General features: G+C 60.1%; 12 protein-coding genes. 3 read left to right on the top strand and 9 right to left on the bottom strand.

Annotation, left to right across the window (positions count from 1 at the left end; genetic code table 11):
• Window positions 1-70: 70 nt before the first annotated feature.
• Window positions 71-655: an arylesterase gene (locus E8L03_RS18305; RefSeq protein ID WP_144307406.1), complete on the bottom strand. Its 585-nt coding sequence runs from the start codon at window positions 653-655 to the stop codon at window positions 71-73.
• 244 nt (window positions 656-899) lie between these two features.
• On the opposite strand from E8L03_RS18305, the gene E8L03_RS18300 reads away from it, so the two are divergent.
• Window positions 900-1,565, top strand: coding sequence for an ABC transporter ATP-binding protein (locus tag E8L03_RS18300; protein WP_244963570.1), 666 nt, complete (start codon window positions 900-902; stop codon window positions 1,563-1,565).
• Complete coding sequence (locus E8L03_RS18295) at window positions 1,566-4,151, top strand: ABC transporter permease (RefSeq protein WP_171268117.1); 2,586 nt, start codon at window positions 1,566-1,568, stop codon at window positions 4,149-4,151.
• Here the strand turns inward: E8L03_RS18295 and E8L03_RS18290 are convergent.
• The 8 genes from E8L03_RS18290 to tmcD form a co-directional block, all read right to left on the bottom strand.
• Window positions 4,051-5,964 carry a YcaO-like family protein gene (locus E8L03_RS18290; RefSeq protein WP_171268116.1) on the bottom strand — a complete coding sequence of 638 codons (1,914 nt, stop codon included), beginning with the start codon at window positions 5,962-5,964 and terminating at the stop codon, window positions 4,051-4,053. The two genes, E8L03_RS18295 and E8L03_RS18290, sit on opposite strands and share 101 nt — an antisense overlap.
• A gap of 95 nt (window positions 5,965-6,059) precedes the next feature.
• Window positions 6,060-6,494 carry a hypothetical protein gene (locus E8L03_RS18285; protein ID WP_171268115.1) on the bottom strand — a complete coding sequence of 145 codons (435 nt, stop codon included), beginning with the start codon at window positions 6,492-6,494 and terminating at the stop codon, window positions 6,060-6,062.
• 120 nt (window positions 6,495-6,614) lie between these two features.
• Window positions 6,615-7,667: a class I fructose-bisphosphate aldolase gene (locus E8L03_RS18280; RefSeq protein WP_171268114.1), complete on the bottom strand. Its 1,053-nt coding sequence runs from the start codon at window positions 7,665-7,667 to the stop codon at window positions 6,615-6,617.
• Between the two features lie 293 nt (window positions 7,668-7,960).
• Window positions 7,961-8,788 (bottom strand): potassium channel family protein, encoded by an 828-nt coding sequence (locus E8L03_RS18275; RefSeq protein ID WP_171268113.1) that lies wholly within the window; start codon window positions 8,786-8,788, stop codon window positions 7,961-7,963.
• A gap of 99 nt (window positions 8,789-8,887) precedes the next feature.
• On the bottom strand, window positions 8,888-9,295 hold the full coding sequence (gene tmcA / locus E8L03_RS18270) for an acidic tetraheme cytochrome c3 TmcA (RefSeq protein ID WP_244963569.1): 408 nt from the start codon (window positions 9,293-9,295) through the stop codon (window positions 8,888-8,890).
• A gap of 24 nt (window positions 9,296-9,319) precedes the next feature.
• The gene (tmcB, locus tag E8L03_RS18265; protein WP_144305039.1) at window positions 9,320-10,675 is read right to left on the bottom strand and encodes an electron transfer complex ferredoxin TmcB; all 1,356 of its coding nucleotides are present in this window, start codon (window positions 10,673-10,675) and stop codon (window positions 9,320-9,322) included.
• A 17-nt stretch (window positions 10,676-10,692) separates the two neighbouring features.
• Entirely contained in the window at window positions 10,693-11,355 is a 663-nt protein-coding gene (gene tmcC, locus E8L03_RS18260; RefSeq protein ID WP_144305040.1) for a TmcC family electron transfer complex membrane anchor subunit, read from the bottom strand.
• A 14-nt stretch (window positions 11,356-11,369) separates the two neighbouring features.
• Window positions 11,370-12,641 carry an electron transfer complex subunit TmcD gene (tmcD, locus tag E8L03_RS18255; protein ID WP_144305041.1) on the bottom strand — a complete coding sequence of 424 codons (1,272 nt, stop codon included), beginning with the start codon at window positions 12,639-12,641 and terminating at the stop codon, window positions 11,370-11,372.
• A gap of 857 nt (window positions 12,642-13,498) precedes the next feature.
• On the opposite strand from tmcD, the gene E8L03_RS18250 reads away from it, so the two are divergent.
• Window positions 13,499-14,581, top strand: coding sequence for a tetratricopeptide repeat protein (locus tag E8L03_RS18250; protein ID WP_171268112.1), 1,083 nt, complete (start codon window positions 13,499-13,501; stop codon window positions 14,579-14,581).
• Window positions 14,582-14,758: the final 177 nt, after the last annotated feature.

Genomic DNA, 14,758 nt, shown 5'->3' with positions numbered 1-14,758 from the left:
AGGGGCCGTGCTCCCTGCCGGGGGTGGTCCGGAGGGGGCGGCGCCCCATCCGGGCTATACGTTCCTGTTCCTACCCGGCTTCCTGGAGCCGCTGCGCCTTTTCGATGAGCTGCACCACGTACGGGTAGAGATTTTTCGCGATGAGGCGGGCGCCTTCGGCGTTGGGGTGAATGCCGTCGCCCTGGTTGAGGGCGGGGATGCCGCCCACGCCTTCGAGGAAGAATGGGTAGAAGAGGAGGTCGCGCTGCTCGGCGATCCGGGGGAACACGGCGGCGAACTCCTGGGCGTACGCCTCGCCGAGGTTGGGCATGGCCTGCATGCCGGTAAAGAGCACGGGGATGGAGTGCTGCTGAAAGAGGTCGAGCATGGCGTTGAGGTTGGCTTCCATCTGGGTCGGGTCCTGGCCCTGAAGGCCGTCGTTGGCGCCGAGCTCCAGGATGGCGGCGTCCGGCTGGCTCCGGTCCAGGGTCCAGGGCAGACGCGCCAGGCCGCCGGTAGTGGTGTCGCCGGAGTACCCGGCATTGACGATGGTCACGTTGTAGCCGTTGTCATGCAACATGGTCTGGAGGATATCGGGCACGGACTCGCCCGGGTTCAGCCCGTATCCGGCGGTCAGGCTGTCACCGAAGGCGAGTATGGTCACAGGGTCGCCCATGGCGCTGGTCTCGCTTTGTTGGTCGGTAGATAGAGTGGTTTGGGAAAACACGGACGGCGCGCAGCACAGAAACGCCGCTTGCACGAGGCAAAAAACAAGGTAAACTCGCCGCTGGACCGTACGACGCCACAGCGTCGAAGATTGTGATGCTGACGAGGAGATTCTGGTGATTCGCGACATGCAACGCTCCGCAGGGATGCCGGCCAAAGCCGGCCCCATGATATTAATGGACAATATACACCTGATGTTACAGGGGGGCAGCGGACCGGTCAACGTGCTGCGCGGCGTTTCCCTGAGCATCGGAGCCGGCGAAACGGTGAGCGTGGTGGGACCGTCCGGCTCCGGCAAGACGACCATGCTCATGGTCATGGCCGGGCTGGAGAAGCCCACGTCCGGCACGCTGCTGGTGGCCGGGGAGGATCTGACCAGGCTGGACGAGGATGGCCTGGCGCGGTTCCGGCGCGGCCGGGTGGGCATCGTGTTCCAGGGCTTCCACCTGGTGGGGACAATGACCGCCCTGGAGAATGCGGCGCTACCGCTGGAGCTGGCCGGGTATGACGACGCCTTTGAGCGCGCGAGAAAGGGGCTGGCCGACGTGGGGCTGGAGAAACGCGCGGGCCACTACCCTTCGCAGCTCTCGGGCGGCGAGCAGCAGCGCGTGGCCATTGCCCGGGCCTTTGCCGGGGAGCCGTCCATCCTGCTGGCGGACGAGCCCACCGGCAACCTGGACGCGGCCACTGGCGAACGCGTCATGGACCTTTTATTCACGCTGGCCGGGCGCGACGGCGCCACAGTGGTGCTCATCACCCACGACGCCGGCCTGGCGAATCAGGCCGACCGCACCCTGGAACTGCTCGACGGCCAGATCACGGATGGGCATCCCCAGCCGAGCACAGAAGGGACGCGATAGATGGCGTTCTTCTCCGAGCTGAAGCTGGCCTTGCGGTTTGCCCGGCGGGAGCTGCGCGGCGGCGTACGCGGCTTCGGCATCTTCCTGGCATGCCTGGCCCTGGGCGTGGGCGCAGTGGCGGCCGTGGGCACGGTCTCATCCTCGGTGGACACGGCCCTTTCCCGCGACGCCAAGGCGCTCATGGGCGGGGACATCCAGATCCGCCAGACCCACGTGCCGGCCTCGGACGAGGCGATAACGGCGATGGAGAGCATGGGCCGCGTGATGCGTATGGTCAGCATGCGCTCCATGGCCCGGCCGCCTGAAACGCAGGCACCGCAAGGGAACGCGACCAACGGCGTGGCAGAGAACGCCCCGGAGAAGCGGCGCTCCTCCCTGGTGGAGCTCAAGGCCGTGGGGCCCAACTACCCACTGTTCGGCGCGGTCACGCTGGAGCCAGCCCTGCCGCTGGCCGACGTCCTGGCCGAAAAGGACGGCGTGTACGGTGCGGCCGTGGAGAAGAGCCTGCTGATGCGGTTGGGCCTTGCCGTGGGCGACGACCTCCGCGTGGGGCAAAGCGTTCTGCGGATTCGCGCGGAGGTCGTGCGTGAACCGGACCGGCCCTCCAACTTCTTCGGGTTGGGCCCGCGGGTACTGCTCTCCCTGGACGCGATCAAGAGCACGGGCCTGCTCCGGCCCGGCAGCGTGGTCAGATACGTCTACGCCCTGGGGCTCGAACCCGGCGTCTCCATCGAGCAGGCCAAGGAGCGGCTGCAGGCCGTGCGCGAGCCAGGCTGGCAGGTACGCGACTACAAAAGCTCCAGCCCCGGACTGTCCAGATTTTTTGACAACCTTGCCGTGTACCTCACGCTGGTCGGTCTGGCGGCGCTGCTCGTGGGCGGCATCGGCGTGGCCAACGGCGTGCGCGCGTCCCTGGAGAAAAAGTACGAGGCCATCGCCTCGCTCAAATGTTTGGGCGCAACGCGGCGGCTCGTGGTCTGGACGTACCTGGCGCAGACCATGGCCCTGGCCCTGCTGGGCAGCGTTCTCGGCGTGGCCCTCGGCGTGGGCTCGGCCTTCTTGGCCGCGCCGCTGTTGGCCCAACTGCTCACCGTGCCCGTGGCCATCACCCCGGCTTTCAAGCCGCTGGCCCTGGCGCTGATGTATGGCTTGCTCACGGCCATGGCCTTTGCGCTGTGGCCGCTCTCGGCGGCCGGCACCATCTCTCCGGCGCGGCTCTTCCGCGGGTATGGGGAAGCCGGTCCGCGACGGCCGTCCTGGCAGGCAGCCATGGCCTCGGCTTGCTGCGGGGCCGGGCTCATCGTCCTCACCCTGCTTTACGCGCACAACGCCCGCCTTGCCCTGGGCTTTGCCGGCGGCGTCCTCGCGGCCATGGCCTTCTTCCGCATCGCCGCCGTGGTGGTCATGCGCGTGGCGGCGCGGCTGCCCAGGCCCCGAAAACCCCGGCTGCGCCACGCCATCGCCAACATCCACCGGCCGGGCGCGGCCACGCCGGCCGTGCTCTTCTCGCTGGGGCTTGGGCTGACCATCCTCGTCACCGTAAGCCAGGTGGACAGCACGCTGCAGCGGTCCATTTCGGAGCAGCTGCCCAAGGACGCGCCGTCGTACTTCTTCCTCGACATTCAGAACGCGCAGATCGACACCTTCCGCGACATCGTGGCCGTCACCAGGGGCATTACCCGGATGGAGGCGCAGCCTTCCATTCGCGGGCGGATCACGGCCATCAACGGCGTGCCTGTGGAGCAGGCCCAGGTGGCGGACGACGTGCGCTGGGCCTTGCGCGGGGATCGCGGCATGACGTACGCGGCCACGCCGCCCAAGGGAACGAAAATCGTCTCCGGCCAGTGGTGGCCGGCGGATTACCACGGCAAACCGCTCATCTGCCTGGACTCCGGCCTGGCAGAGGGCTTCGGCGTGGGGCCGGGCGACACCATCACCGTGTCCATCCTGGGGCAGGCGTTCACGCCGACCATTGCCTGCACGCGAGAGATCGAGTGGTCCACGCTGTCGCTCAACCACACGTTCGTGTTCTCGCCCGGCGTGCTGGACAACGCGCCGCACAGCTGGATCGCCACGGCGTATACAGACTCGAAGCAGGCCGATGACGCGCTTTTCGAGACAGTGACGACGCAGCTGCCCAGCGTGGTGGCTATCTATGTGCGCGACGTGCTGCAGGACGTGGACGCCATTGTCCGGAATATCGGGATGGCGATCCGGCTGACCGCGGCGGTAACGCTGCTGGCCGGGCTGCTGGTGCTGGCGCAGACCCTGGCCGCCAACCTGGAGCAGCGGTACTATGATGCGGTTGTGTTCAAGGTGCTGGGGGCCACGCGGCGGGATATCCTCGTCACACTGGCCCTGGAGTTCCTGCTGCTGGGCGCGGTGACCGCGGCCGTGGCCGCGCTGGCCGGCTGCGGCCTGGCCTGGGCGTTTGTGAACGCGTTCCTGATGACGCAGTATGCGCCGCTGATGGGGCCGCTGGCGCTCATCCTCTGCGGCGGCGTGCTGGCCACCCTCGCGCTGGGCCTGTTCGGCGTGCGGCACGCGCTGTCGAAACCGGCATGGCCTGTGTTGAGGAATGAGTGATTTGATCAACCAATAATGAACGGTGATCCAAACTGTATTTAGGCATCAGCGTTGCCGCCAATTTTAATTTTCCCTGCGTCAAACAATGATCGTTGACCGGGCATTTGCCACAGAGCGGACAAGTCGGAAGCATGGCGGCCCCCATTACTTCTTCAAGAACAACATCATTTCCTTCCAGCGTCTTCGACAAAACCTTGCCATAATACCCTAAATTTCCACCGACATTCTCATAAAAACTGTCTTTATCAAGAGCATCTAACATTATTAACAACTGAGCGTGGCAATCACTTGATTCAGTTTCATTTATTCTTATATGCGTCCTCTCTCTAGCTACACTAACATTACGAGCAAACACCCAACACAACAACTCGAGCATACCAACATACTTTACTGGGACATCAGGATCGCCTTTCATTTGCAATGAAAACAAATCGAATATTGTCATATCTACCGACATGGTTGCGAGATTGTTTGCAATCTCTGCATATTCTTCTTTATTCAACTCTTTCCGAGAGCAGCAAGCTTCAAGACAAAGGTCTATTGCCCTTAGTAGCTGGAAATCATAATTTTTTTTAGTAGCTCTCAAGCCAACACTAGACACCTGAGGGATATAAACATGGATCGATGGGAAACCCAAAAAAGATACATTTCGAACGAGAACAGTGTAACCCAACTCCATCAAGAATTGTATCCAATACTTCACTTCGGAGGCATAGGTAGTACTGGTAGCGAACACGGAATCCTTAAAAGAATATGTGGGGGCATGCCCAAACAGCTCCTTTGGGAATTTACCACAACCATTCACAGTATATTGACAAAAGACACTTTCTCTCTTTGCCCCTGAATGAACTCCCTCCTTCTCGAAATACCAAGGGTTTTCAGACGGCAAGCGCATCATTCGCAACCGCATTTCTCTGGGATTGGAAACACCCTGATACAGTTCCGTCAGGCACCTACTCAAAGCGACTTGAAATGAGGAGTCACACCCAACATTTAAAAAATATGTATTTTCTGACGGCTCAACGAGTAAAGCCCCTAGCGCAGGCAGCCCGATCCCACACGAAAAGTCTTTCATTACAACCTGAAAAGAATCAGACTCAAGCTGCTTAATAATGCCAAACTCCCTCGGAAATTGTTGTAAGTAGCTGGATGGTATATCTGGCGGAGTAAGCTGGTTATAAAAAATTAGTGATGCTGCAAGCCTTTCTATGACCTCGAATAACCCTTGACACAGTGCTTCTTCGAGAGTGTTGCCCGCAGCCATTCCGTTTGATCCTACTGACGACAGGAGAAGATTATAAGGTAGATATAAAACTTCTTGTGAGTTTACACAATAATAAGGGACGCAGACGCAGCCTTTACCTGTTCTTGATTTTGCAATGTTAACATATTCTTCAGCCTCTACCACATAGTCGCTTCTTCCGAACAGGTCCTGCAAAACATTTTCAGGCAGATTTAGAATATCTTCTAATCCCAACAGTTCTTCATCCGGATACGCATACACCCCAGATTTATTTTTTAAATCCATCAAGTTAATGTGCGATACATTCAAGACATGCATGTTATTTTGAATTCTTTCCATGAATTCACCATAGGCGCTCGCCAGACAATACTCTTGGCTTTGAGATTTCCCGTTCGTTCTAAATTGACCAAATTCATCACCAGATACTATTGATACGGAACATATGTTCTCATATGGATTCCCCCAATAGTCTTCTCGCGTAAACACACCATAGCTTGACAATAATCCTCTTATAAGATTGATTGTTTCTAATGGTCTTTTCTCTTTATACTTTCTTTTTATATTGAACATTAGCCACACCGTTCATCCTGACATAATATATCCTACCTGCCACCGCGTTTTCCCACAAATTATAGCAGCAGCAGGCAGGCAGTTTACAGCATGCGTCATAACACTGGGCGTGAAAAAGGCTCAAGCCCACCTTTTCGTTCCATGCCTTGCTGCCTAGGAACAGCCTTATCGACAAGATCAGCCTTCCTGGATTTATTATCGGCCTCCGTGTATCCAGGGATGATAATGCAGTTATCAGATAAGTGCCTAAAGAGATCATGTATGGTGAACAATCCATCAACTCCCTCTGCAAAATTTATCTCAACTAACTCTAGAACTTCGCCTTCATATCTGACTTTTGGTCCCACTGTTTTTACGGACTCTATCGCCTTTGTTGGGACATCAATGAATACGCGATGAAAGCAATTATACCCTTCCATCCATAAGAATAACCTTACTTTTCCCTCACTTTTCATTGCTTGCGACTGGTAAACTCCAAAGAGCTGTTGCTCACCACGATTTTGCCCCTCCAAAAATTCATTCAACTGCATGGTCCTATTCCCAGGCATGACATCCTCCTTTTGGTTTTATTTGCCTGTCAAACCAAACCGACACAGCCAACAAACCAAAGCCATACAATTAAATACTTCGCTCAACTTAAGACTAAGCCGCTACGCCACGGTTACGGCCTTATCCAGGTACACGTCCTGCACGGACTGGATGAGCTTGACGCCTTCGTCCATGGGACGCTGGAAGGCTTTGCGGCCCATGATCAGGCCCATGCCGCCGGCGCGTTTGTTGATGATGGCCGTGCGCACGGCGTCGGCGTGGTCGTTCTTGCCGGAGCCGCCGCCGGAGTTGATGAGCCCGATGCGCCCCATGTAGCAGTTGGCCACCTGGTAGCGCGTCAGGTCGATGGGGTTGTCGCTGGTCAGCTCGGTGTAGACCTTCTCGTCCGTCTTGGCGAAGCCCACGGCCTTGAAGCCGCCGTTGTTGGTGGCCTGCTTCTGCTTCACAATGTCGGCCTTGATGGTCACGGCCAGGTGGTTGGCCTGGCCGGTGAGGTCGGCCGCGGTGTGGTAGTCCACGCCGTCCTTCTTGAAGCCGTCGTTGCGGGTGTAGGCCCAGAGCACGGTGGCCATGCCCATGGCGTGGGCCGCCTCAAAGGCGCGGGAGACCTCGATGATCTGACGGTCGGAGGTCTCGTGGCCGAAGTAGATGGTGGCGCCCACAGCGACCGCGCCCATCTCGTAGGCCTGCTCCACGGTGGCGAACATGATCTGGTCGTACGTGTTGGGGTAGGTCATCAGCTCGTTGTGGTTGATCTTGAGCATGAACGGGATCTTGTGCGCGTACTTGCGCGCCACGGAGGCGAGCACGCCCAGGGTGGAGGCCACGGCGTTGCAGCCGGCCTCGATGGCGAGCTGCACGATGGACTCGGGGTCGAAGTAGATGGGATTGGGCGCGAAGGATGCGCCGGCCGTGTGCTCGATGCCCTGGTCCACCGGCAGGATGGAGAGAAAACCGGTGCCGCCCAGGCGTCCGTGGTCGAACATGGTCTGCAGGTTGCGGATGACCGGGATGGGCCGGTCGGTCTGCAGGAAGTTCTGGTCCACATAGTCCGGTCCGGGCAGGTGGAGCTTGGATTTGTCAATGGTTTTGCAGGAATGTCCCAACAGTTGCTGCGCGGTCTCTTCGCCGAGGAGCTTGGCGTAATCGGTCATGGTCGCCCTCCGAATGGGGGTTGGTGCGGAGAATTCGTAGAAAATGGAATACTGCCTTGCGTATAGCACAGGATATGAAGGAGTGTAAGCCCCTGCTCCATGAAATCCTGAAAATGCGCACGCAAACCGCGTCGGAGCGGCGCATCCTCCGCTTGCTGGCGGGCAATGTGGCATTCTTGCGACGGGGAACCGCGCGCTGTCCGGGGGTGCCGCCCCTGCTCTGGCAGAATGGTGCATTCAGGCGACCGGAGGATCAGTCGCCGAGATCAGTCACCGAGATCAATCCACCAAGGTCAGTCCAGGACCACAACGCTGCGGTCGCGTGCAAAGGGACTGGTGCGCAGGGCCAGGGAGAAGAGGTAGGGGTAGCTGGTCTTGAGGTGGAGCATGTAGTCGAGCCAGCGCGCCGCCAGCAGCGGGTAGACGCGGCGTACGTCGCCGGCCAGGTGGGCGCAGTCGGACTCCGGCAGGCAGGTGAAATCGCCGCGCAGGGTCAGCTCCTCGGCCAGGTGGAACACGGCGCGGAGCATCTCGGTAAAGGACTCGTGCTCCAGAAGGGTGGGGTTCTCCAGAAGCTGCAGCATGAAGTCGCGCTTGGCGGTGAGTAAATCGTTGAGCACGGCCAGATCGTCGCAGCTCGGCTTGAGGCCTCTGCCCAGCCCCTCCACCCTGCCTCTGGCCTTGCGGAAGTCGCGAACGCTCCAGCTTCCGTCCACGGCAATGTCCCGCTCCAGGCCCTCGCGGTCGGGGTCCATCGCCTCCAGCCGGGCCAGGAGCTCGCTGCCTATCTCGCTGAAGAACACGCCGATGACCATGTTCAGCTTGTCCATGCGGCTTTTGCGCTCGTGGCGGGTGAGGATCATCTCGGCGGCCGAGGCGCCCACGCCAATGAACGCGCCGCCGCCGGCCAGGATCATGACCACAGCGAGGAGTTTGCCTGCCTGAGAGATCGGGTGGATGTCGCCGTAGCCCACGGTGGACATGGTAACAATGGTGAAATAGAGCGCGTCCACCGCATTCAGGCCCTCCAAGAGCATGAAACCGATGCAGCCGGCCACCACCAGGACGAGCAGGACCGTGGCAAAGACGGCGAAGCGCAATCTGTCTGCGTGCATGGACATGGTCTTGGTCTTCGTCTGTTTCCGTGTCCAAGAAAAGGCCCGGCACCCACCTCGATACGGGGGCTGCCGGGCCTTGTTTTGCGTGAGTTCAGCTACGGTCTAGCGCACGTGGCACTCGCCGCAGGTGATGGGGCCTTTCTTCTCCTTGGTGTGACAGCGCTGGCACTGGATGTGGTAGGCCATCAGGAGAGAGGTGGAGCCGTCATCGGCGTCCACGGCGTGGCAGTCGGAACACGGAATGCCGATGGAATCCTCGTCCGGACTGGGGTTGGAACCGTCCATATGGTGACAGTACCAGCACTGGTCCTCGAGGGCGGCGTTGGCGTTGTGCTCGTCGTGGTGGAAGACTGCCGGCGGCCGCTGGGGATTCTCGAACGCCGGATCGGCCAGGAATTCGATATCTCCCTGAGAGTGGACCAGGCCGGGCGCGACCGCCACGAAAACGAGCGACACGGCCACCAGAGCGAGCCTCCTGTACATGCGGAGGCAATTCTTCATAGTTTGCATGGCTTTCCTCGTTATTCTCGGCGGTTAAATGGCGTCAGGCTTTTCCATGTGCTCGTAGATGATATCGCCCAGGAACTTGAGCTCCATCCCGAGATTGTACTTGTGGATGATGTCTTCCAGACCGCCGTGGCAGTTGTGGCACGGAGCCACCACGATGGAGGCGCCGGTGGCCTGCATCTGCTCGGCCTTGACCCGGTTGCCCACCACGCGGGTGTTCTTGTGCGGCGGACCGCAGTTAATCACACCACCGCCGGCGGAGCAGCAGTAGTTGTGCTCCTTGTTGGGGTACATCTCCACCACGTTGTCGCAGAAGGCGTGCACCACGGTGCGCAGCTTTTCCTGCAGGCCGCGTCCGCGGACGATGTTGCAGGGGTCGTGGATGGTGACCTTCTCGTGGATCTTGCTGGCGACCTTGATCTTGCCGAGCCGCAGAAGCTCCTCGAAGAAGTCCACGGAGTGCTGCACCTGGACCGGCAGGCCTTCCCAGCCGTCCCAGCGGTTGCCCGTGTCGTAGATGGAGCGGAAGGCGTGGCCGCACTCGCCCATGACGATGCGCTTGACCTTGAGGCGCATGGCGTCCTCGAAGTGCTTGCGCTTGAGCCGGCCCATCATCTCCGAGTCGCCGGAGTACATGCACATGTCGGAGTTGTCCCAACCGGCCAGGGAGGACATGGTCCAGTCCGCGCCGGCCTCGTGCATGATCGCCGCGGCCTGGTAGATGAGCTGCGTGCGGAACTTGGGCTCGGGCGCGATGACCGAGTAGTAGATGTCCGCGCCCTCTTTCTCCACGGGGATGCGCAGGGTCGGCAGCTCGTCGCGGGCCTCGTCCTCCTGCCAGAACAGGCTGTCCACCCACTCATCTTCCTTGACCCACATCTGGTTGTAGGTGGCGGAGTGGCTGTGCGCCGTATCCTGCAGATACTGGGGCGTGATGCCCAGCTTGTGGCAGATGCGCCGCGTCAGGGCAATGAGGTGCGCGGTGTCGATGCCGAAGGGGCAGTACTGGACGCAGCGGCGGCAGAGGTTGCACTCCGTATGCGCCACCTGCACGGCGCGCATGAGGAACTCCTTGGAAACCTTGCCCTTCTTGTCCAGCATCTCCCAGATGGTTTGTTTTACCTTGCCCACGGGCGAGTAGATGGGATCGCGGTCGTGGGACAGGAAGAAATGGCAGGCGTCGGAGCACAATCCGCAGTGCACACAGGTGTCCACGAGGATCTTGAGCCGGGCGCCGCCCTCCGCCTCGAGCGTTTCGTTGATCACGCGCTCGATGGTCGCCTCGTCCAGCTTTTCCAGGCCTTTCATAATGCCCGGATCGTCATAGACCGGCTTGAGGAGGTCCTTTTCCTTATCGTTCGTCGCTGTTGCGGTATCAGACATGTCTATCTCCTGAGACGTTACCAGTCCTTGGCGTGGCGTACGCCGCCGAACTCAGAGCCCAGGTAGGCGCGCACCATCGGGCCGAAGATCATGTGCGCGAACCTGCTGAAAGGCACGATGACCAGGGCGGCCTGACCGGCAAGTATGTGGAAGATTATCAAGAATTTGTAGTCAAATACCTGATAGTGGGCCAGAATGCCGGTGAGGAAAGGCAGCGCCACCACCACGAGCAGGGCGTAGTCCGTCCAGTCCGTGACGTAGTTGACTTCCTTCACCATCATCCGGCGCAGGGCGAAGAACACGCAACCAGCGAGCACGCCGATAGTCAGAAGGTCCGACACCCACTCCGGCAAGGTCCATATCGAGATTCCCAGGGCGCCCTCCTGCCAGAGCATCACGTGCGCGAGCAGGAAGATGGGCGTGAGGATGAGCCCGATGTGGAAGATGTACCCGAACACCGTGACCCACGGATGCAGGCGCATGCTGCGGGGCAGGAACGGGACGAGCCAGGCGCCCCACGAGCGCAGGGTCCACTTGGCCTTCAGGTAATGCATTACGTACGGGTCTTTCTTCCTCGCCAGCCGGGTCATGGCCACAAAGCGCCACACCAAGCCACCGATGAAGACAATCATGACGGCCCACATGAGGGGGCCTACCAGGAAAGCATAGATATCGTGCATGGCTCCCTCCACGGTTAGAAGTCAGAGATCGGGACCACAATCCGCTTGTACACGCCGCCATCCAGGCAGCGGATCATGACTTTTTGGGAATCGGGGCTGAACACCGGGCTCCAGACCTTGTCGAAGTCCTTGTGGTAGGCGTGGCCGTCCAGGATGATGGTCATCTGGCCGCCCTTGCGCTCCACGGCGTAGCCCACGTGCTTGGAGTCCGGGCTGAAGACAGCCGGATAGGCCATCTCGAACCAGCCGACCCAGCGCGTGTCGTCCACGATGATGCCCCACTGGTCGTCGGTCTTGCCGATGATCGCGGCGCGCTTGCCGTCCGGGCTCACCGACATGTCGCTGACGACCTGTTTGAACTTCTCGCCCCAGACATCTCCGTTCACAGCCGCAGTCCATCTGCCGAAATCGGGGCAGACAACGGCCCAGAGGTTGGCGCCGTCCGCGGAGAAGGCGGGCTTCCAGCACTGGAACATGGTGGGTTTCCAGATCCAGGCGTCGTCCTTGAGCATGCCCCACTTGCCGCCCTGGCGCGCGCCGGCGACCACGGAGCCGTCCTTGGGATTGAAGCGCGGCTCCCACATGCACTGATAGCGCGAGGACCAGGCCTTGCCGTCCACGGCGATGGTGTAGTCGTAGAGCGAGGTGCGCACGGTGACGGCCACGTGTTCGCCCGTAGCGTCGAACGCCGTGTCCCAGCAGTTCACGAAGGTCGTGTCCCAGGGCTGGCCGTTCACGGCCACGCTGAAGCACCCTTCCTTGAACGTGAAGATGTCCGCCTGCGGGATGTTGCGCGTCTGCACAACGGAAGCGACCTTGGTGCCGTCCGGGGAGAGCACCGGGTGGTTGGTGTTTTCGAAGAAGTCGCCCCAGGCTTCTCCGTTGATGGAGTAGCCGTACTCCATGTCCTGCTGAACGGATACCGAGATGGCGTCGCCGTCTGCGGCAAAGCGCGTATCCCAGATGAATCCGTATTTTTCTTCCCAGGGCTCGCCGTCCACGACCAGCGTCCACTCGGCCATCTCCGAACACAGCGCGGTCAGCCTGCCGTCAGGAGTGAATCGCGGATACCAGCACTTCTCAAAAGTAGATTCCCACAGCTCCCCATTAACGGCGAGGGTGAAAATAGCCTCTTCATCGTCGCGAACTTTCGCAACCCGGGCGACCTTCTCGCCATCAGGGCTTGCGATGGGCTCTTCGAGCCACTCGCAATCGCCCGAGCATGCATCGCACGCAACGATTTCCTTCTCTCCGGGGTTCCAGTCCCAGAGGGATGCGTCCTTCATGGTTTCCTCCTTGTCGAGGAGATCGTTGATAAGACGTTGAAAAACCCCCAGCCCAACACAGCCAAGCAATATACCTTTTTTTGTCAAACTACTCCTTACGTAAGGCGTAGTCATGAATCAAGCCAATTTTAATCCTACCTGCCACCTAGGGAATAATTACTACCACGCAAGGAGGTTTCTGCGTGCGGCAGGCATCTCTCAGACACTTCTTTACAGTGTCTCTCTTCTATTTCAAACCTTTTTCGTGGGAATTATACCTTCACCCAAACCACAACGCTTCATTCCCGGCAGGCGTACAACATATTTTGCATGGACGCCAACGAATTCAACATCAATTTTATCTAGACTGAAACGGTTCTCATACATGCGCATGTATGTCCGACCATCTATCATCGTAACAGACACTACCTACTGCAATACATTGTATTGTTCCGTTAGCATCCGGGCCAATATGCATGCGGCCTGAAGCCACGATGCCTGCTGCACCATTTTCTTTCCACCGAATACAAGCACTTTGGCGCATACAATAATCCATGGACACCCATCCCACAGCAATGCCCGGGACAATCCCCGGCCCATACGGCATACCCGCCCTCACAACCGCTCTATTGTGCCCCCTCGAATTTGCCCGTACTCCAGTTTTTCTGCGCCATCACAACCGCTGTTGCTCCAAACTCCTGCTCGCGCCCTGCCAGGTATATTTCTCCAGCACGCGCACTACTCTTCTCAGGGGTGCGCCCCCCCCTGACGAAAACCCGAACCTTCCCTGACGGGGCATCCCCGAAGCGGTGGAAAGCTGGCCCATGTGCTGCTATCATCAAGGCATGATTCCACAGCCCCTCCAGTATTATGGTTGTATGATGACCGCTTTATCCATTCCCTGGCGCATGTCTGCCCGCGTGGTGCTGCTCTGCGCATTGTTCCTGACAGTGGCCGCGCCGCCCCTGCTGGCCTCGCCGTACGAGGACGCCCGCGACGGCCTCGCCGCTGTCCGGGACGGCGATTACGAACGCGGCGTGGAGCTGCTCACCAGGGCCATCGAGTCCGGCGATCTGGAGGAGACGAACCTCACCATCGCCTACTACGACCGCGGCAACGCCTGGTTCTATCTGGAGGAGTACGACAAGGCCTTGGAGGATCTGACCACGGCCATCGAGCGCAACCCGCGGTTCCTCGAAGCATTCGTCAAGCGCGGCGCCGCGTACAAGGAGCTCGGCAAGTATGACCTGGCCATCGCCGACTACACCTCGGCCCTGGAGCTCAATCCCAACAACGGCCGGGCGCTTTTCATGCGCGGGCTGGCGTACTCTCTGGCCGGAGACGCCGAGTCGGCCATGGCCGACATCGCGGCGGCGCACCGCATCGACCAGCGTTACGTCATCACACCGCTGCTGCAGTCCATCCGCGCGGCCGGGCCGGAGTACGCCATCAAGTTCATGTCCCGCGCCATCGACTCCGGCGAGCTGGACCCCGAGAACCTTGCCTGGACATACTACTACCGGGGCCTTGCCTGGCGCGAAATCGGCGCCGACCAGAACGCGGCCGCGGACTTCTCCAAAGCCGTGGAGCTTTCCCCGGACATGGCCATGGCCTACACCCGGCGCGCCGACACCGCCATGGAACAGGGCGACGCCCGCGCCGCCGTGGCCGACTACACCAAGGCCCTGGCCATCAACGCCACCCTGGCCGAGGCGTACATGCGCCGCGGCTTTGCCTGGTCCAGGCTGGGCAACACGGCCCAGGCCGTGCGCGACTTCGCCGCGGCCAAGGAGCTGGACGAGTCACTGGAGATACCGGACATCGACGCCGTGGTGGGCGATGCCCCGGTTGGCGCTCCCGCCGACTCTTCCGCGGATGCTTCCGGAAATGTTTCCGCAAATGCTTCAGGGGGCAAGCCTGATTCCGAAACGTCGCCCGGGCAGAACGCCAGCCAGCCCTGAGCTGCAACCTCCCGGAAACCATGGTCAACGCTGCTTCCAGACAAACGACAGGGCCGCAGGCATTCCGCATCGGGCGTTCCTTTCCAGTGCCGTTCTCTGGCTGTCTGACGCTTTTCCATAGTCATTTCGAGGCCTCGGAGATTTGTTCGCCAATTGTTACAATCGCCCTTGCCATTC

It is taken from the genome of Oceanidesulfovibrio marinus (assembly GCF_013085545.1).
In the GTDB taxonomy this organism is placed as follows: domain Bacteria; phylum Desulfobacterota; class Desulfovibrionia; order Desulfovibrionales; family Desulfovibrionaceae; genus Oceanidesulfovibrio; species Oceanidesulfovibrio marinus.
The sequence above is the reverse complement of the archived record's forward strand: the minus strand, read 5'-3'. Positions and strand labels throughout refer to the sequence as shown.

What these genes read in the sequence shown, in the direction of transcription:
- E8L03_RS18305 (WP_144307406.1), bottom strand. Translation starts at nt 655, where the DNA reads ATGGGCGACCCTGTGACCATACTCGCCTTCGGTGACAGCCTGACCGCC.
- E8L03_RS18300 (WP_244963570.1), top strand. Translation starts at nt 900, where the DNA reads ATGTTACAGGGGGGCAGCGGACCGGTCAACGTGCTGCGCGGCGTTTCC.
- E8L03_RS18295 (WP_171268117.1), top strand. Translation starts at nt 1,566, where the DNA reads ATGGCGTTCTTCTCCGAGCTGAAGCTGGCCTTGCGGTTTGCCCGGCGG.
- E8L03_RS18290 (WP_171268116.1), bottom strand. Translation starts at nt 5,964, where the DNA reads ATGTTCAATATAAAAAGAAAGTATAAAGAGAAAAGACCATTAGAAACA.
- E8L03_RS18285 (WP_171268115.1), bottom strand. Translation starts at nt 6,494, where the DNA reads ATGCAGTTGAATGAATTTTTGGAGGGGCAAAATCGTGGTGAGCAACAG.
- E8L03_RS18280 (WP_171268114.1), bottom strand. Translation starts at nt 7,667, where the DNA reads ATGACCGATTACGCCAAGCTCCTCGGCGAAGAGACCGCGCAGCAACTG.
- E8L03_RS18275 (WP_171268113.1), bottom strand. Translation starts at nt 8,788, where the DNA reads ATGTCCATGCACGCAGACAGATTGCGCTTCGCCGTCTTTGCCACGGTC.
- tmcA (WP_244963569.1), bottom strand. Translation starts at nt 9,295, where the DNA reads ATGCAAACTATGAAGAATTGCCTCCGCATGTACAGGAGGCTCGCTCTG.
- tmcB (WP_144305039.1), bottom strand. Translation starts at nt 10,675, where the DNA reads ATGTCTGATACCGCAACAGCGACGAACGATAAGGAAAAGGACCTCCTC.
- tmcC (WP_144305040.1), bottom strand. Translation starts at nt 11,355, where the DNA reads ATGCACGATATCTATGCTTTCCTGGTAGGCCCCCTCATGTGGGCCGTC.
- tmcD (WP_144305041.1), bottom strand. Translation starts at nt 12,641, where the DNA reads ATGAAGGACGCATCCCTCTGGGACTGGAACCCCGGAGAGAAGGAAATC.
- E8L03_RS18250 (WP_171268112.1), top strand. Translation starts at nt 13,499, where the DNA reads ATGATGACCGCTTTATCCATTCCCTGGCGCATGTCTGCCCGCGTGGTG.